Below are 17,065 nucleotides of genomic sequence, written 5' to 3' on the forward strand. Positions count from 1 at the left end.
GCCGGACACAAGAATCGAGGCGAGTGTCTGCCGTGAGCAGTTCACCTTCACCATTCGGGCAGAACGAGTGGTTGGTCGAGGAGATGTATCGCAAGTTCCGCGAGGATCCCTCTTCGGTGGATCCGAGTTGGCACGAATTTCTGGTCGACTACTCCCCTGAACCCACCACCGACAACACCGTCGCCAACGGTCAGCCGGCGGCGCAGACAGCGCCTGCCGCCGCACCGCCAGCAACTCCCGCCGCGCCTGCGGCACCCGCTCCGGCAGCGGCGCCCGCCAAGGCCGCACCGGCCAAGGCTGCTGCACCGGCCAAGCCGGCGAAGCCGGGCCCCACCCCCGCCGAGGGCGACGAGTCCCAGGTGCTGCGTGGCGCGGCGGCGGCCGTGGTCAAGAACATGAACGCGTCGCTGGAGGTGCCCACCGCGACCAGCGTGCGGGCCATCCCGGCCAAGGCGATGATCGACAACCGCATCGTCATCAACAACCACCTCAAGCGCACCCGTGGCGGCAAGGTCAGCTTCACCCATCTGCTCGGCTACGCGATCGTGCAGGCGGTCAAGAAGTTCCCGAACATGAACCGGTACTTCGCCGAGGCCAACGACAAGCCGGCTGCGGTCACCCCGGCCCACACCAACCTGGGCCTGGCCATCGACCTGCCCGGCAAGGATGGCAACCGGTCACTGGTCGTTGCAGCGATCAAGCGTTGCGAAACAATGCATTTCGGCCAGTTCATCGCAGCCTACGAGGACATCGTGCGCCGGGCCCGTGACGGCAAGCTGACCGCCGAGGACTTCTCCGGCGTGACCATCTCGCTGACCAACCCGGGCACGATCGGCACCGTGCACTCGGTGCCGCGGCTCATGCAGGGCCAGGGCGCCATCATCGGCGCGGGCGCCATGGAGTACCCGGCCGAGTTCCAGGGCGCCAGCGAGGAACGCATCGCCGACCTGGGCATCGGCAAGCTGATCACCCTGACATCGACCTATGACCACCGCATCATCCAGGGTGCCGAGTCGGGCGACTTCCTGCGCACCATCCACACCCTGCTGCTCGACGACGAGTTCTACGACGAGATCTTCCGCGAACTCGGCATCCCGTATGAGCCGGTGCGCTGGCGCACCGACAACCCGGACTCGATCGCCGACAAGAACGCCCGTGTCATCGAGCTGATCGCGGCCTACCGCAATCGCGGCCACCTGATGGCCGACATCGACCCGCTGCGGCTGGACAACACCCGCTTCCGCAGTCACCCCGATCTCGACGTCAACACCCATGGCTTGACGCTGTGGGACCTGGACCGCGAGTTCAAGGTCGACGGGTTCGCCGGCAAGCAGTACATGAAACTGCGCGACGTGCTCTCGGTGCTGCGTGACGCCTACTGCCGCCACATCGGTGTGGAGTACACGCACATCCTCGAACCCGAGCAGCAGCGCTGGATCCAGGAACGCGTCGAGGTCAAGCACGACAAGCCCACCGTCGCCGAGCAGAAGTACATCCTGAGCAAGCTCAACGCGGCCGAGGCATTCGAGACCTTCCTGCAGACCAAATACGTTGGGCAGAAGCGCTTCTCGCTGGAAGGCGCGGAGACCGTCATCCCGATGATGGACGCCGTGATCGACCAGTGCGCCGAGCACGCGCTCGCCGAGGTGGTCATCGGCATGCCGCACCGCGGCCGCCTCAACGTGCTGGCCAACATCGTCGGCAAGCCCTACAGCCAGATCTTCACCGAGTTCGAGGGCAACCTCAACCCGAGCCAGGCCCACGGCTCCGGCGACGTCAAGTACCACCTCGGCGCCACCGGCACCTATATCCAGATGTTCGGCGAGAACGACATCGAGGTGTCGCTGACCGCCAACCCCTCGCATCTGGAAGCCGTCGACCCGGTGCTCGAGGGTCTGGTACGGGCCAAGCAGGATCTGCTGGACGGCAGCAAGGACGCCGACGTCTCCGGCGAGTACCCGGTCGTCCCGCTGATGCTGCACGGCGACGCGGCGTTCGCCGGCCAGGGCGTGGTCGCCGAGACGCTGAACCTGGCCCTGCTGGACGGTTACCGCACCGGCGGCACCATCCACATCGTGGTCAACAACCAGATCGGGTTCACCACGGCGCCAACGGATTCGCGCTCCAGCGAGTACTGCACCGACGTCGCCAAGATGATCGGCGCACCGATCTTCCACGTCAACGGCGACGACCCCGAGGCGTGTGCCTGGGTGGCGCGGCTGGCAGTGGACTTCCGCCAGGCGTTCAAGAAGGACGTCGTCATCGACATGCTGTGCTACCGCCGCCGCGGACACAACGAGGGCGACGATCCGTCGATGACCCAGCCGTACATGTACGACCTCATCGACACGAAGCGCGGCTCCCGCAAGGCCTACACCGAATCACTGATCGGCCGTGGCGACATCTCGATGAAAGAGGCCGAGGACGCCCTGCGTGACTACCAGGGTCAGCTGGAGCGGGTGTTCAACGAGGTCCGCGAGCTGGAGAAGCACGCTGCCGAGCCCAGCGAATCGGTCGAGGCCGACCAGCAGATCCCGCAGCGGCTCGCCACTGCGGTGGACAAGTCCCTGCTCGCCCGGATCGGCGACGCCCATCTGGCCCTGCCGGACGGGTTCACCGTGCACCCGCGCGTCAAGCCGGTGCTGGAGCGGCGCCGTGAGATGGCCTACGAGGGCAAGGTCGACTGGGCGTTCGCCGAGTTGCTCGCGCTCGGGTCGCTGGTCTCGGAGGGCAAGCTGGTCCGGATCTCCGGCCAGGACACCCAGCGCGGCACCTTCACCCAGCGCCACTCGGTGATCGTCGACCGCAAGACCGGCGAGGAGTTCACCCCGCTGCAGCTGCTGGCCACCAGCACCGACGGCACCCCCACCGGCGGTAAGTTCCTGGTCTACAACTCTGCGCTGTCGGAATACGCCGCGGTGGGCTTCGAGTACGGCTACTCGGTGGGCAATCCCGACGCAATGGTGTTGTGGGAGGCGCAGTTCGGCGACTTCGTCAACGGCGCCCAGTCGATCATCGACGAGTTCATCAGCTCCGGTGAGGCCAAGTGGGGCCAGCTCTCCGACGTCGTGCTGCTGCTGCCGCACGGCCATGAGGGTCAGGGCCCCGACCACACCTCGGGCCGCATCGAGCGCTTCCTGCAGCTGTGGGCCGAGGGCTCGATGACCATCGCGGTGCCGTCCACTCCGGCGAACTACTTCCACCTGTTACGCCGGCACGGCATGGACGGCATCCAGCGTCCGCTGATCGTCTTCACCCCGAAGTCGATGCTGCGTAACAAGGCCGCGGTCAGCGACATCCGCGACTTCACCGAGAACAAGTTCCGTTCGGTGCTGGAGGAGCCGGTCTACACCGACGGCGAGGGTGACCGCAGCAAGGTCACCCGCGTCCTGCTGTGCAGCGGCAAGATCTACTACGACCTGGCGGCCCGCAAGGCCAAGGACAACCGCGAAGACGTGGCGATCGTGCGCCTGGAACAGCTCGCCCCGCTCCCGCGGCGCCGGTTGGCCGAGACCCTGGACCGCTACCCGAATGTCACCCAGAAGTTCTGGGTGCAGGAGGAGCCGGCCAACCAGGGCGCCTGGCCGTCACTCGGCCTGACCCTGCCCGAGGTGCTGCCGGACTACTTCAACCCGATCACCCGGATCTCGCGGCGCGCGATGTCGGCTCCGTCATCGGGGTCGTCGAAGGTGCATGCCGTCGAACAGCAGGAGATCATCGACCTGGCCTTCGGGTAACCCCAGCTGCGCGAGCGTGCGTGTCTGCAGGCCTACACGCCGGTATAGGCCAGCATTCTGCGCACGCTCGCGGCCGGGTTTGAATCACCTCGCGCGCAACGGTGTGCGCAGCGTCGGGCGGTCACTAGACAACTAGGGTGACTATCGCAGCCGCCCCGCCCACCGCCTCCACGGCGACGCCCGCCTCGGGAAACACGGTGCGCACGGCGGTGCTGGCCAGCGTGCTCGGGACGACGATCGAGTGGTACGACTTCTTCCTCTACGCCACCGCCGCCAGCTTGGTGTTCAACCACACCTTCTTCCCGGACCAGAGCTCGTTCGTCGGCACCATGCTGGCATTCGCCACATTCGCGGTCGGGTTCGTCGTGCGGCCCATCGGCGGATTCGTGTTCGGCCACATCGGCGACCGGATCGGCCGCAAACGCACGCTTGCCCTGACCATGCTGTTGATGGGCGCGGCCACCGCACTGATGGGAGTGCTGCCCACCGCGGCGCAGATCGGCGTCCTGGCCCCGATCCTGCTGCTGGTGCTGCGCGTGGTCCAGGGATTCGCCCTCGGCGGCGAGTGGGCCGGCGCCGTGCTGTTGGCCGTCGAGCACAGTCCCCGGCATCGCCGCGGACTGTTCGGCAGTATCCCGCAGGTCGGGCTCGCCCTGGGTCTGGCACTGGGCACCGGGGTGTTCGTGCTCCTGCAGCTGTGGCTGTCCGCAGAGGCGTTCCAGACCTACGGCTGGCGGATCGCGTTCCTGTTCAGCGTCGTGCTGGTGGTCTTCGGCGTCGTGGTGCGGTTCCGGGTGGCCGAGACGCCGGCATTCGAGAAGTTGCGCGACGACGACGAACGCTCGGTGGTCCCCGTCAAGGAGATCTTCCGGCCCCCGGCGTTGCGTTCGACCGTGCTCGGCCTGCTGTCGCGCTGGGGTGAGGGCGCCGCGTTCAACACCTGGGGCGTGTTCACCATCGCGTATGCCACGACGACGCTGCATCTGGGCAAGGTGCCGGTCCTGATCGTGGTGACCGCGGCGGCACTGCTGATGGCGGTGCTACTGCCGGTGTCGGGTCTACTCGCCGACAAGTTCAGCCCGAAGGCCGTCTACGCGTCGGGCATCGCCGCTTACGCCGTGGTGGTGTTTCCTGCCTTCGCATTGTTCAACACCGGCAGCATCACGGCCTATGCGGTGGGAATGTTGTTGGCGTTCGGCGTCATTCACGCCTGGTTCTACGGCGCGCAGGGCACGCTGTACGCGTCGTTGTTCCCGACGCGCACTCGCTACACCGGACTGTCGACGGTGTATCAGCTCTCGGGCGTCTACGCCTCGGGTCTGACCCCACTGATCCTCACCGCACTGATCGCCGCCGGCGGCGGCACGCCCTGGCTGGCGTGCGGATATCTGGTGGCCACCGCGGTGATCAGCGTGATCGCTACGCTGCTGTTGCGCCCACAGCATTGAGCAGAAGGCCAGCACGACTCAACACGTGAGTACCACCGGGCCCGATTCGGTGATCGCCACGGTGTTCTCGGTATGCGCGGTGCGGGAACCGTCGGCGGATCGGATGGTCCAGCCGTCGCGGTCGAAGACGATGCGGTCGGTACCGGCGGCCAACCACGGTTCCAGCGCCAGTGTCATCCCGGCTCGCAGCTTCATGCCGCGACCGGGCTTGCCGCGGTTCGGTACATGCGGGTCCTCGTGCATCGTCCGGCCCAGGCCGTGCCCGCCGAACTCGAGGTTGACCGGGTAGCCGTAGTCGGCGGCGACGGCGCCGATGGCGGCCGAGATGTCACCGAGCCGGTTCCCCGGACGCGCGGCGGCGGTGCCGGCCTCCAACGCCTCCTCGGTGGCCCGAACCAACCGTGCATCGGCGGCCGACGGTGTCCCGACGATCACGGTGCGGGCCGCGTCGGCGACCCACCCGTCGATGGACACCGCGAAGTCCATGGTGAGCACGTCGCCGTCGGCCAGCCGGTAGTCGTGCGGAAGGCCGTGCAGCACAGCATCGTTGACCGACAGGCAGATGACATTGCGAAACGGGCCGCGGCCGAATGACGGGTCGTAATCCCAGTAGCACGATTCGGCACCGCGACGCTTGACCATGTCGCGGGCGTGCAGTTCGAGGTCGAGCAGGTTGACCCCGATATCCGCGAGCCCGCTCAACTCGGCGAGCACCTCGGCCACGAACCGTCCGGTGACCCGCATCTTCTCGATCTCGGCGGCGGTCTTCAGCTCGATCATGTCCACACCCTTCTCGGTATTTAAATACCAACACTAGCGGTATATAAATACCGGCGCTACCGTGGTGACGTGGTCCGCACCCCACTCACCCCCGCACAGATCGCTGCCGGCCGCCGACTCGGCGAGACCCTGCGTGCCGCCCGGGGCGCCCGCCCGCTCGACGAGGTCGCCGCGCGCGCCGGCATCTCCCCGGAGACGTTGCGCAAGATCGAGACCGGACGGCTGCCCTCCCCGGCGTTCGGCACGGTCGTCGGACTGAGCGACGCCCTGGGAATTCCGCTGGAGACGCTGGCCGAAGTCTGGCGACCGGTGCGCGCGGCCGCGTCGTAGCCCACCGGCTACCGGCCGACCTGGCTACGGTGGGTGAAATGGACTCCCCCGATTACGGATTCGACGGCGATTACAACACGGTGTCCGCGCCCGCCCAGGCCGCGATCGCCGGCGGTGCGTTTACCGCCCTGCTGGTCGCGACGATCGTCAACATCGCCCGCAGTCGACGCCGAACCGCCTGTCTCGCAGGTGCTTCCGCCGCTCTTCTGGCGAGCACCGTTTCGTCGTTCGTGCACACCACCCGCCGCGGCAAGTTCGCAGTGTGGAGCGACATCCTCGATGGCCTGGCCCTGCGCGGCGATGAGACGCTGCTCGATCTCGGCTGCGGCCGGGGCGCGGTGCTTCATGCCGCGGCAAAACGACTTCCACGCGGACGCGCACTCGGCGTCGATCTGTGGCGCGCCGATCAGACCGGCAACTCGCCGGAACAGACTCTGGCCAACGCCGCAGCCGAGGGCGTCGCCGGCCGGGTCGAGGTCCACACCGGCGACATGACCGCCCTGCCCTTCGACGATGCCAGCGTCGACGTCATCGTCAGCAGCCTGGCCATCCACAACATCCCCGATCGGGCCGGGCGGTCCCGTGCTCTCGACGAAGCCGCCAGAGTGCTGCGCCCGGGCGGCCGGCTGGCCATCGCCGACATCTGGGAAACACGGCGCCATTCCGAGCGTCTGTGCGCCAACGGCTGGCAGCATGTGCAGCGACAGAATCTCGGCTGGCGGATGTGGTGGGGCGGCCCCTACGTCGGAACCCACCTGGTGACAGCGACCAAGCCGGCCAGCACAACCGGGACCGCGGGTACCGGGTAATCTCGACGCAAGTCGAACGACACAAGGGAGTGTTCTATGGAGGGCTTCGCCGGAAAGGTCGCCGTCGTGACCGGCGCCGGATCAGGCATCGGACAGGCGCTGGCCATCGAGCTCGGACGTTCCGGGGCCAAGGTGGCGATCTGCGACGTCGATACCGAGGGACTCGCGGTCACGGAGGAACGCCTCAAGGCGATCGGCGCCGAGGTCAAGACCGACCGGATCGATGTCACCGAGCGCGAGGCCTTCCTGCTCTACGCAGACGCGGTCAAGGAGCATTTCGGCAAGGTCAACCAGATCTACAACAACGCAGGCATCGCGTTCACCGGTGACGTCGAGATCAGTCAGTTCAAGGACATCGAGCGGGTGATGGACGTGGACTTCTGGGGCGTCGTCAACGGCACCAAGGCCTTCCTGCCGCACCTGATCGAATCCGGCGACGGACACGTCATCAACGTCTCCAGCCTGTTCGGCATCTTCTCGGTTCCGGGCCAGGCCGCCTACAACTCGGCCAAGTTCGCGGTGCGCGGCTTCACCGAGGCCCTGCGTCAGGAGATGGCTCTGGCCAAGCATCCGGTCAAGGTGACCTGTGTGCACCCCGGCGGGATCAAGACCGCCATCGCCCGCAACGCCACCGCCGCCGAGGGACTGGATCAGAAGGCCCTCGCCGAGACCTTCGACCGGAAACTGGCCAACACCACCCCGCAGCGCGCGGCCACGATCATCCTCGAAGCGGTGCGCAAGGACCGGGCACGGGTACTCGTCGGCGCCGACGCCAAGGTCCTCGATGTCATCGTGCGGATCACCGGCTCGGCGTACCAGAAGCTGTTCGCGGGCGCGATGGGGCGGATGCTCCCCCGCTGACGCCGAGGGTTGCCGAGGGCTAGTGGCCCAGCGGGTTGGACTGGAGAAATTCGTCTGCCACCGCACCGGGATCCTTGCCCTCGGCGACCTGTCTGCGCATGTCGGCCAGCGATCCGGTGTCCAGGACGCCGGCGATCTCGTTGAGCGCCAGAACCTGGCGTTCGTTCAGTGTGTTGCGGCGATACAGCGGCACCACGTTCTCACCGCGGATCAGCGCCGTCTTGTCGGCCAGCACGGTCAGGTCCGACGGGATCGCCGGATCGGCTGTCGTGGACCAGGCTGCGTTGATCTTCCCCGCACGTAATGCGGCGAACAGGCTCTTGTCGTCGGGGAATGTGACGGCCTTGGGCAGAGTGCAGGACCCCACCGCCTCGGGCACCGAGGAACCGACCACGGCACCCGGCCGTGCCTGGGCACAGTTGCGGCGCAGTGCGCTCAGATCGGTCCCGCCCCACGCCGTGGCGGTGGCCTCGGCGACCACCAGCGCGGGCTTGTCCTGTGCCGACATGGTGTAGTCGCCGGCCGCGACGCCTTCGGGCAGCGCCGAGACCAGGTCCCGGTAGACCTGCTCATCCGCGCGGGCCGTGGCGGCCGGATCCAGCCGCGTCAGGAACCGGCCGGTGAACCCCGGCTGCACGGTCACCGATCCCGAATCCAGCACCCCGAGGCTGCCGTCGGTCTCGGTGACCACGGCCGGCGTGCCGTAATAGCGCAGTGCCGCGGCATACAGATGACCGAGCAGTGCCGACTCCGGCGCCGGCCCCGCCCCGACCGCGAGAGCAGCCGGGGCCGAGTTGGACGCGCAACCCCCCAACACTGCCACGAGCAGCGTCGACATGGTCAACAGCGCCAACGCCAGAGTTCGGCGCATTCGCGAACTCAGGATTCTGCGGTATCAGCCGCCGCTGCGACCGCGGCCGCAACCGCGGGACCGACCCGCGGATCGAGCGCACTGGGCACGATGTGGTCGACCGCCAGATCGTCACCCACGACCGAGAAGATCGCCTCGGCAGCCGCCACCTTCATCTTCTCGGTGATACGACGGGCACCGGCGTCGAGCGCCCCGCGGAACACGCCCGGGAAGGCCAACACGTTGTTGATCTGGTTGGGGAAGTCGCTGCGTCCGGTTGCCACCACCGCGGCGTACTTGCGGGCCGCGTCCGGGTGGATCTCCGGGTCCGGGTTGGACAGCGCGAAGACGATGGAGTTGGGAGCCATCGTCGCGATGAGCTCCTCGGGCACGACGCCGGCCGACACCCCGAGGAACACGTCGGCGCCCTCGAGCGCCTCGGCCACCCCACCGGTGAGCTTGCGCGGGTTGGTGCGCCCGGCCAGCTCGGCCTTGAAGGAATTGAGGTTGTCACGACCCGAGTGCACGATGCCCTGCGAGTCGAGCACGACGACGTCGGTGATGCCCTTGTTCAGCAGGATGTTGGCACACGCCACACCCGCTGCACCGGCGCCCGAGATGACGACGCGGAGTGCATGGATGTCACGCTCGAGGACCTTCGTGGCGCCCAGCAGCGCGGCCAGCACCACGATCGCCGTGCCGTGCTGGTCGTCGTGCATGACCGGGCAGTCCAGCGCCTCGATGACCCGGCGCTCGATCTCGAAGCACCGCGGCGCCGAGATGTCCTCCAGGTTCACCGCGCCGAAGGTCGGACGCAGCCGGATCAGGGTCTCGACGATCTCGTCGGGATCCTTGGTGTCCAGCACGATCGGGATCGAGTTCAGCCCGCCGAAGGACTTGAACAGCGCGCTCTTGCCCTCCATGACCGGCAGCGACGCCGCGGGGCCGATGTCGCCGAGGCCCAGCACCGCGGTGCCGTCGCTGACCACCGCGACCAGGCGGTTGGCCCAGGTGTACTTGGCAGCGAGCGTGTGATCCGTGGCGATCGCCCGGCTCACCTGGGCGACACCAGGGGTATAGGCGATCGACAGCGCACGCTGGGTGTCCAGCGGCTCCTTCAACTCGACCGAGAGCTTTCCGCCTTCATGAGCATCGAAGATCTCGGCGTCTTCGATGACAACTTGCGGGGTGCGCTCCGCTGACGAGCGCTCGGACGAGGAGGCGACTGTACTTTCCGACACGGCGCAAGGGTACTTCAATGCCAATTCTCACAGGGCCCGGTTCCCCGCTGGTGAGCGTTACTTAACAGTAACTACGCGTAGCATTCTCTGTGCTGATCAGGTAGCTGCACACCGCGCAGGAAGGTCGCAGATCATGCCCTCATTCCGCGCCTTGCCACCGGCCCTGCGTTCGACGGCAAGGACCCGCCCCACCGACCCCGACGCCAAGACGATCCACGTTCCGGTCGCCCGCGCGATGGTCGATTGCGGTGTCTACTGCGGCGGTGACCGGTTACCCGGCAAGTACACCCACGCCGCGGCTCTGAACAAGGTCCGTGAGTTGCAGAACGCCGGTCAGAAGGCATTCGTCTGGATCGGTCTGCACGAACCCGACGAATTCCAGATGCAGTCGGTGGCAGACGTTTTCGGCCTGCACGAGCTGGCCGTCGAGGACGCGGTGCACGCCCACCAGCGCCCCAAGCTCGAGCGGTACGACAAGACCCTGTTCCTGGTACTCAAGACCATCAACTACGTCGAGCACGAATCCGTGGCACTGGCCCGCGAGATCGTCGAGACCGGCGAGATCATGATCTTCGTCGGGCCGGACTTCGTCGTCACCGTTCGTCACGGCGAGCACGGCGGGCTGGCCGGCGTGCGGAAGAGGCTCGAATCCTCGCCTGCCACCCTGAAACTCGGGCCATTCGCGGTCATGCACGCGATCGCCGACCATGTGGTGGACAGCTACCTCGACGTGACCGATCTGATGGAAACCGACATCGACGCGATGGAGGAGGACATCTTCTCCCCCGGCACGCACACCAACATCGAGAGCATCTACCTGCTCAAGCGGGAAGTCGTCGAAATGCGCCGTGCGGTGGCCCCGTTGACCCTGGCCCTGGCCCGCCTTCTCACCGACCACAACGACCTGATCTCGGTCGAGGTACGCAGGTACATGCGCGACGTGCACGACCACAACGTGCAGGCCTCCGATCGCGTCACGAGCTACGACGAGATGCTCAGCTCGCTGGTGCAGGCCGCACTCGGCAAGGTCGCCATGCAGCAGAACGTGGACATGCGCAAGATCTCCGCGTGGGTGGCGATCGCCGCGGTGCCGACCGCGATGGCCGGGATCTACGGGATGAACTTCGAGCACATGCCCGAATTGCAGTGGACCTGGGGCTATCCCGCCGTACTCCTGTCCATGGCCCTCATCTGCTTCGCGCTGTATCGCACGTTCCGCCACAACGACTGGCTCTAGCTGGGGCTCGCTGCCCGTCTGGTCGGATCCAGCACGTCCACCCCATCGGTCTGCCACGCCTCCCGCATGGCGTCCGCACCCTTCAGGCGCACCCAGGCTGCCTCGGTGGCGGTGATGGGCGTGGCCGAGAGCACGGTCACCGGCGAGAGCGGCTCGGCCAGAGGAACCTCGCCGATATCGCTGGGGCCCAGCAGGAATGCGCTGAACGGTGCGGAGTCGAACAACTGGGTCTCCAGGTCGATGAGCGCGTCGGCCTCCAGCACCAGGCCTTCCACCGCGGGTGCGGCAGCCAGGACGGCCAGTGACCGGGCCAGCCCGCCCGGGGTCGGACCCCGGAGCGAGAGCACCACCTCGGCCCGGGGACCGTGGATCGGATCGGAGACCAGTTCGGTCGGATCGAACATCGGGTGACGCGAACAGCCCACCGTCACATAGTGATACAGATCCTGTCCGCTTCCACCAGAGCGCAGATCCGGGCCGAACCGCAGGACGTCGATGCGCTCGGTACCCAGGAACGTCACGCTGGCACTGACGGGTTCCGCGGAAATGCCTGCCGCACCGAAGTATTCGCCCACGTGGGCGCGGACGGCAGCCAGGACGTCGATCACTCTGCTGTCGGTTCTCCGGCCGGCTCGGCCGACTCGGCGGGTGCGGCTGCCCCGGATTCCTCGGTCTCGTCGGGCCCGGTCTCGGTCTCCGCGGTGTCCTCGGCCGGCTCGGGTTCCTCGGCGGGCTCGGTACGGGTCAGGTTCACCCCGGTCGCGGCGTCGAAGATCGCCAACTTCGATGTGTCGAAGGCCAATTGGATCTGCTGGCCACCGGCGGCCGTGGACTCGGCAGACACCCGGGCGACGAACTCGTTGGCACCCGCGCCGGAATCCGCCGCCAACTCGGCAAGCTGTGCCGCCTCGGCGCCCGCACCCTCGATCGTGAAGTGCACGTACTTGTCGGCACCGAGCGACTCGACGATGTCGGCGCGCACCGGGAAGCTCAGGGCCCGGATCCGCGCGTACCCGTCGAGCAACGAAGCGTCCTCCAGATGCTCGGGCCGGATCCCGACGATGATGTTGTCGGGCTTGGGATGCCGCGCCAGCTGATCATGCACCTGCTGGGTCAGGGTGACGTCGCCGAACGGCAGCCGCACCCCGACGTCGGTGAACGTGGCCGGGAAGAAATTCATCGCCGGTGATCCGATGAAGCCGGCCACGAACAGGTTCGCCGGGTTGTTGTACAACTCGTCGGGCGTGCCGATCTGCTGAATCTCGCCTGCCAGCAACACCACAACCCGATCGCCCAGGGTCATCGCCTCGGTCTGGTCATGCGTGACGTAGACCGTCGTGGTGCCCAGCCGGCTCTGCAGTCGCGAGATCTCGGCGCGCATCTGCACGCGCAGCTTGGCGTCCAGGTTGCTCAGCGGCTCATCCATCAGGAATGCCTTGGGACGACGCACGATTGCCCGGCCCATCGCCACCCGCTGACGCTGCCCGCCCGACAACTGTGCGGGCTTGCGGTCGAGCAGCTCGGTCAGGTCCAGGATCTTGGCGGTCTCGGCGACCTTGGCCTCGATCTCGTCCTTCTTGAGCTTGGCCAGGGTCAGCGGGAAGGCGATGTTCTGCCGCACCGTCATGTGCGGGTAGAGCGCATAGGACTGGAAGACCATCGCGATATCGCGGTCCTTGGGCGCCTTCTCGTTGACCCGCTCGCCACCGATCCGGAGTTCGCCCGACGAGATGTCCTCAAGCCCTGCGATCATGTTCAGCGTGGTGGACTTACCGCACCCGGACGGTCCCACCAGGATGATGAACTCGCCGTCGGCGATCGTCATCGAGAACTCTTTGACGGCATCTCTCGTGCCGCCCGCACCGTCGGGGTAACTCTTGGTGACCCGGTCCAACACAATTTCGGCCATCCAATTACCCCTTTACCGCACCGGATGTCAGGCCAGCGACGATCCGCCGCTGGAAGATGAGAACAAAGATAATGATCGGGATCGTGATGACCATCGCACCGGCCGCGATCGACCCGGTCGGTTCCTCGAACTGGGAACTGCCGGTGAAGTTCGCGATCGCCACCGGCGCGGTGATCGCCCGCTCGGTCGCGGTCAACGACAGCGCCAAGAGCAGGTCGTTCCACGCGAAGATGAACACCAGGATGGCCGCGGTGACGATGCCAGGAGCCGCCAACGGAGCGATCACCTTGCGGAAGGCCTGCGCCGGGGTGGCCCCATCCATCTTCGCGGCCTTCTCCAGATCCCAAGGGATCTCCCGGAAGAACGCCGAGAGCGTGTAGATCGCCAGCGGCAGCGCAAAGGTGATGTAGGGGATGATCAGCCCGGGCCACGTGTCGAACAGACCGATACTGCGCCACAGGTTGAAGATCGGGGTCACCAGCGAGATCTGCGGGAACATCGCGATCAGCAGGGCGACCCCCACCAACAGCTTCTTGCCGGGGAAGTCCAGGCGGGCCACCGCGTAGGCCGCCATGCCGCCGATGGTCACCGCGATCACCGTGGTGATCAAGCCGATGCCGATCGAGTTGATCAACGCCGAGGTGAAGATGTTCCCGGTGAAGATGCCCTTGTAGTTGTCGAACGTGATCTGCGACGGAATCAGCTTGCCGTCCTTGACACTCGACGTCGGCTTCAACGACAGCGACAGAATCCACAAGACCGGTATCAACGCGTAGAGCACCACCAGGATGTTCACGACCGTCCACCCGGTCGCGCGCCGCGCACCCACTCGCTCAGACATTAGCGACCTTCCGCCTCTGAACCGGGCGCCGACGCACCGAACAGCTTGATGAAGATGAACGCGATGACCGCCACCGACAGGAAGATCAATACGCTGATGGCCGAACCCAATCCGAGGTTGAACGCCTTGAACAGGTTGTCATACCCCAGGATCGACACCGACCCGGTGCTGTTCGCTCCCCCGGTCAACACATAGATGTTGTCGAAGATCCGGAAGGCGTCCAGGGTGCGGAACAACAGGGCGACCAGGATGGCCGGTTTGATCAGCGGCAGAATAATTCTCACCAACCGCGTCCACGCTCCGGCCCCGTCGACCTCGGCGGCGTTGAGCAGATCCTGCGGCACCAGCGCCAGCCCGGCCAGCAGCAGCAGCGCCATGAACGGCGTGGTCTTCCACACTTCGGCCAGCACGATGATCGCCAGCGAGGGCAACTGTTCGGTCAACGGAGCGCTGCCGTCGGGCAGCAGGTTGGCCAGATAGCCGGTGCCCGGCGTCCAGGCGTAGTACCAGCTGTAGGAGGCTGCCACCGTCACGATCCCGTAGGGGATCAACACCGCGGTGCGCACCACGCCCTTGCCGAAGATGGTGCGGTGCATGACCAGCGCCAGTGCCATGCCGAGGACGAACTCGATCGTCACCGAGACGACAGTGATCGCCAGGGTCACCACGAACGCGGTCCACCAGTACCGGTCGGTCAGGATGGTCTGATAGTTGGCGAACCCGACAAATGCGGTGTCGTCGGGGGCGGCCAGGTTGTAGCGCTGCAGGCTCAGCCACACCGCGTAACCGATCGGATACGCGGTGACCGCGATCATCAGGATCACCGCGGGCGCGATCAGCGCAAACGCCAGCTTGCGTTCGGAGGCGCGGTTGGCCGTCGTGGAGGTCGTCGCCGAAGTCACGGGATCAGCCCCTTGCCGTCGATGGCCTTCTGCACCTGTTCGGTCAGCTCATCGGCGGTGTGCTCCGGATCGATGTCGGTGATCGGGGCCAGGGTGGCCGAAATGCGGGTGGACACAGCCTGATAGACCGGCGTCGCGGGCCGCACCGCGGCGTTGGTCAGCTGCTCGCGGATGATCGCGTACTGCGGGTACTTGGCCTGGAACGCCGGATCGTCGTACAGCGACTCCCGCACCGCGGGCAGACCGCCTTCGACCGAGGTGTACCGCTGGTTCTCGACATTGCGCAGGCAGCGGATGGCTTCGAAGGCCTCGGCCTTGTGCCGGCTGGTCTTGGCCACCGCGAGGTTCAGCCCGCCGATGGTCACCTTTGCCGGCTCACCCTCGGACACCCCCGGGTAGTTGGCGAAGCCGAACACGTCTTTGCTCGCCTCGTAGGCCGACTCGAACTGTTCGTCGGTGGGCGCGAAGGTGCCGAGATCGTTGATGGCGCCGGTCAGGTCGGCACGCTTGTCGAGGGGAAGGAAGTTCACCCCACCCTTGACGGCGTTCTCCAGCAGTGAGGGCAGCACGAACGGCCAGTTGACCTCGAGCGCGGCCTTGCCCTGTTCGAGAGCCAGTCGGGCCGTTCCCTCATCGGTCTGGGTGACCGACGGGTCGGCGCCGGGCGCGGTGGCAACCGATTTGATGATCTGCAGTGCCTTGACCGTCGCCGCGCGATGTTCCGGGGTGTCGGTCAGCGTGACGGTCTTGCCGTCCTCGGAGAGCACCTGGCCGCCGGCACTGGCCAGCAGGGTGTTGAACCACACCACCAGGCCCTCGTACTGCTTGGCCTGCACCGCAATCCAACTGGGCTTGCCCGCCGCGTGCAGTCGCGACGCCTCCGAAACCATGCCGTCCCAGGTGGACGGCGGTCCGTCCATCAAATCGGCTCGGTACCACAGCAATTGGGTATTGGTGGTGATCGGTGAGGCGTACAACCTGCCTTGCCAGCGGGCCGTCTCCAACGGTCCGGGCAGGGTGTTGGATTCCGCGTCGGACTCGGCTTCGCCTGCCGGATCCTCGGACAATGGGACGGCCCAGCCGGCCTCGGCGAACTCGGCGGTCCAGACCACGTCGAGCGCCATGATGTCGAGCGTCTTGTCGTTGCCGGTCAGCCGCCGGGCGAGCTGCAACCGTTGGTCGTCAGCACCTTTCGGCAAACTCACCTGCTTGATGGTGAAACGGCCGCCGAGTTCGTCATTGCAGCGTTTGGCCACGGCGGTGAAAGTCGCCATCTCGTTGGCCGGGGTGTAGTAGTTGATGACGATCCCGTCGTCGCCTTTGCCACAAGCCGACACCACCGAGGCCGTCGTCAACGCGGCCACTGCCGCAGCACATAGCCGCCGAGCGCGCACCGCTCTGCCTCCCGTCCGAGTCATCTCTCGCCGCCGGAGCGGCCCCCACGACGCCGGAGCGGCTCCCGCGCGCAAACCGTAGAGCCATGCGGAGCTATGTGCAACAGTGCCGGGCGTGCCGCGTCACAATCGTGACCTGCGGAACTTTGCCACCGCGGCCCGGCACTGGTGGCGAGACGGGTCAGATCGTCAAGCGGGCCAGCAGATCTCGGCCCTGCTCGGCACCCTGCGGGTCGCACAGCACGTCATAGCGGCCCGCGACCAGCTGCATCGTCGAACTGAAATCTCTTGTGCCGCGAGCCATCGCGTACGGGATCGCCGAGGTGATCAAGCCGAAGAAGACGCCGGCGACCAGACCGGTGAGCAGTGCGCTCCACGGGTTGGGGCTGAAGAAGCCCAGGATCAGGCCGATGAACAGGCCGAGCCAGGCGCCGGACAACACACCGCCGCCGAGCACCTTGGGCCAGCTCAGCCGGCCCGTGACCCGCTCGACCTGCATGAGATCCACCCCGACGATCGTCACCTGCTGCACGGGGAACTCTTGGTCGGACAGGTAGTCGACGGCACGCTGGGCCTCCGCGTACGTCGGGTAGGAGCCGATCGGCCAGCCTTTGGGCGGCGTCGGCAGCGCACCGCGCGCCGTGGGCGCGGCACCCGGTGTCTGACCGGACTGAAATGGGCTCGTCATCGAACTTCACTCTCCTCCGCACCGCCTGCTCGGCGGCT

At 66.7% G+C, this 17,065-nt stretch carries 15 protein-coding genes; 6 read left to right on the forward strand and 9 right to left on the reverse strand.

The genetic code is table 11. The features are described 5' to 3' along the window. Nucleotides 1-32: 32 nt before the first annotated feature. A complete protein-coding gene (locus tag AC4ELS_RS24990) occupies nucleotides 33-3,737 on the forward strand; it encodes a multifunctional oxoglutarate decarboxylase/oxoglutarate dehydrogenase thiamine pyrophosphate-binding subunit/dihydrolipoyllysine-residue succinyltransferase subunit (protein WP_448448477.1) in 3,705 nt (1,234 codons plus the stop codon). Nucleotides 3,738-3,874: 137 nt separating this feature from the next. After that, nucleotides 3,875-5,185 carry an MFS transporter gene (locus AC4ELS_RS24995; RefSeq protein WP_499049697.1) on the forward strand — a complete coding sequence of 437 codons (1,311 nt, stop codon included), beginning with the start codon at nucleotides 3,875-3,877 and terminating at the stop codon, nucleotides 5,183-5,185. Between the two features lie 18 nt (nucleotides 5,186-5,203). Here the strand turns inward: AC4ELS_RS24995 and map are convergent, their stop codons facing one another. Continuing rightward, nucleotides 5,204-5,965, reverse strand: coding sequence for a type I methionyl aminopeptidase (gene map / locus AC4ELS_RS25000; protein ID WP_064960453.1), 762 nt, complete (start codon nucleotides 5,963-5,965; stop codon nucleotides 5,204-5,206). A 69-nt stretch (nucleotides 5,966-6,034) separates the two neighbouring features. Here map and AC4ELS_RS25005 point away from each other — a divergent pair, with 69 nt between their 5' ends. The 3 genes from AC4ELS_RS25005 to AC4ELS_RS25015 are packed head-to-tail and all read left to right on the forward strand — an operon-like array spanning nucleotide 6,035 to nucleotide 7,965. After that, nucleotides 6,035-6,295, forward strand: coding sequence for a helix-turn-helix domain-containing protein (locus AC4ELS_RS25005; RefSeq protein ID WP_499049699.1), 261 nt, complete (start codon nucleotides 6,035-6,037; stop codon nucleotides 6,293-6,295). Nucleotides 6,296-6,333: 38 nt separating this feature from the next. Next, complete coding sequence (locus tag AC4ELS_RS25010) at nucleotides 6,334-7,104, forward strand: class I SAM-dependent methyltransferase (RefSeq protein ID WP_499049701.1); 771 nt, start codon at nucleotides 6,334-6,336, stop codon at nucleotides 7,102-7,104. Between the two features lie 36 nt (nucleotides 7,105-7,140). Then, complete coding sequence (locus tag AC4ELS_RS25015) at nucleotides 7,141-7,965, forward strand: SDR family NAD(P)-dependent oxidoreductase (RefSeq protein ID WP_064960400.1); 825 nt, start codon at nucleotides 7,141-7,143, stop codon at nucleotides 7,963-7,965. Nucleotides 7,966-7,984: 19 nt separating this feature from the next. Here the strand turns inward: AC4ELS_RS25015 and AC4ELS_RS25020 are convergent, their stop codons facing one another. Continuing rightward, nucleotides 7,985-8,836 carry a glycine betaine ABC transporter substrate-binding protein gene (locus AC4ELS_RS25020; protein WP_463805364.1) on the reverse strand — a complete coding sequence of 284 codons (852 nt, stop codon included), beginning with the start codon at nucleotides 8,834-8,836 and terminating at the stop codon, nucleotides 7,985-7,987. Nucleotides 8,837-8,844: 8 nt separating this feature from the next. Beyond that, nucleotides 8,845-10,056: an NAD(P)-dependent malic enzyme gene (locus tag AC4ELS_RS25025; protein ID WP_491842289.1), complete on the reverse strand. Its 1,212-nt coding sequence runs from the start codon at nucleotides 10,054-10,056 to the stop codon at nucleotides 8,845-8,847. 133 nt (nucleotides 10,057-10,189) lie between these two features. Here AC4ELS_RS25025 and corA point away from each other — a divergent pair, with 133 nt between their 5' ends. After that, nucleotides 10,190-11,293 carry a magnesium/cobalt transporter CorA gene (gene corA, locus AC4ELS_RS25030; protein WP_064886698.1) on the forward strand — a complete coding sequence of 368 codons (1,104 nt, stop codon included), beginning with the start codon at nucleotides 10,190-10,192 and terminating at the stop codon, nucleotides 11,291-11,293. Here corA and AC4ELS_RS25035 read toward each other — a convergent pair. The 6 genes from AC4ELS_RS25035 to AC4ELS_RS25060 form a co-directional block, all read right to left on the reverse strand. Next, nucleotides 11,290-11,901 carry a suppressor of fused domain protein gene (locus AC4ELS_RS25035; protein WP_064886699.1) on the reverse strand — a complete coding sequence of 204 codons (612 nt, stop codon included), beginning with the start codon at nucleotides 11,899-11,901 and terminating at the stop codon, nucleotides 11,290-11,292. The genes corA and AC4ELS_RS25035 overlap by 4 nt on opposite strands. After that, nucleotides 11,898-13,202: an ABC transporter ATP-binding protein gene (locus tag AC4ELS_RS25040; protein ID WP_499049704.1), complete on the reverse strand. Its 1,305-nt coding sequence runs from the start codon at nucleotides 13,200-13,202 to the stop codon at nucleotides 11,898-11,900. The genes AC4ELS_RS25035 and AC4ELS_RS25040 overlap by 4 nt, the downstream gene beginning before the upstream one ends. Nucleotides 13,203-13,206: 4 nt before the next feature. Continuing rightward, nucleotides 13,207-14,031, reverse strand: coding sequence for an ABC transporter permease subunit (locus AC4ELS_RS25045; RefSeq protein ID WP_448448516.1), 825 nt, complete (start codon nucleotides 14,029-14,031; stop codon nucleotides 13,207-13,209). An 11-nt stretch (nucleotides 14,032-14,042) separates the two neighbouring features. Next, nucleotides 14,043-14,945, reverse strand: coding sequence for a carbohydrate ABC transporter permease (locus AC4ELS_RS25050; protein WP_064960404.1), 903 nt, complete (start codon nucleotides 14,943-14,945; stop codon nucleotides 14,043-14,045). Further along, entirely contained in the window at nucleotides 14,942-16,339 is a 1,398-nt protein-coding gene (locus AC4ELS_RS25055; protein ID WP_448448484.1) for an ABC transporter substrate-binding protein, read from the reverse strand. The genes AC4ELS_RS25050 and AC4ELS_RS25055 overlap by 4 nt, the downstream gene beginning before the upstream one ends. 181 nt (nucleotides 16,340-16,520) lie before the next feature. After that, the gene (locus AC4ELS_RS25060; protein ID WP_064886704.1) at nucleotides 16,521-17,027 is read right to left on the reverse strand and encodes a YflT domain-containing protein; all 507 of its coding nucleotides are present in this window, start codon (nucleotides 17,025-17,027) and stop codon (nucleotides 16,521-16,523) included. Nucleotides 17,028-17,065: the final 38 nt, after the last annotated feature.

The sequence above is a fragment of the Mycobacterium shunyiense genome (assembly GCF_058270035.1).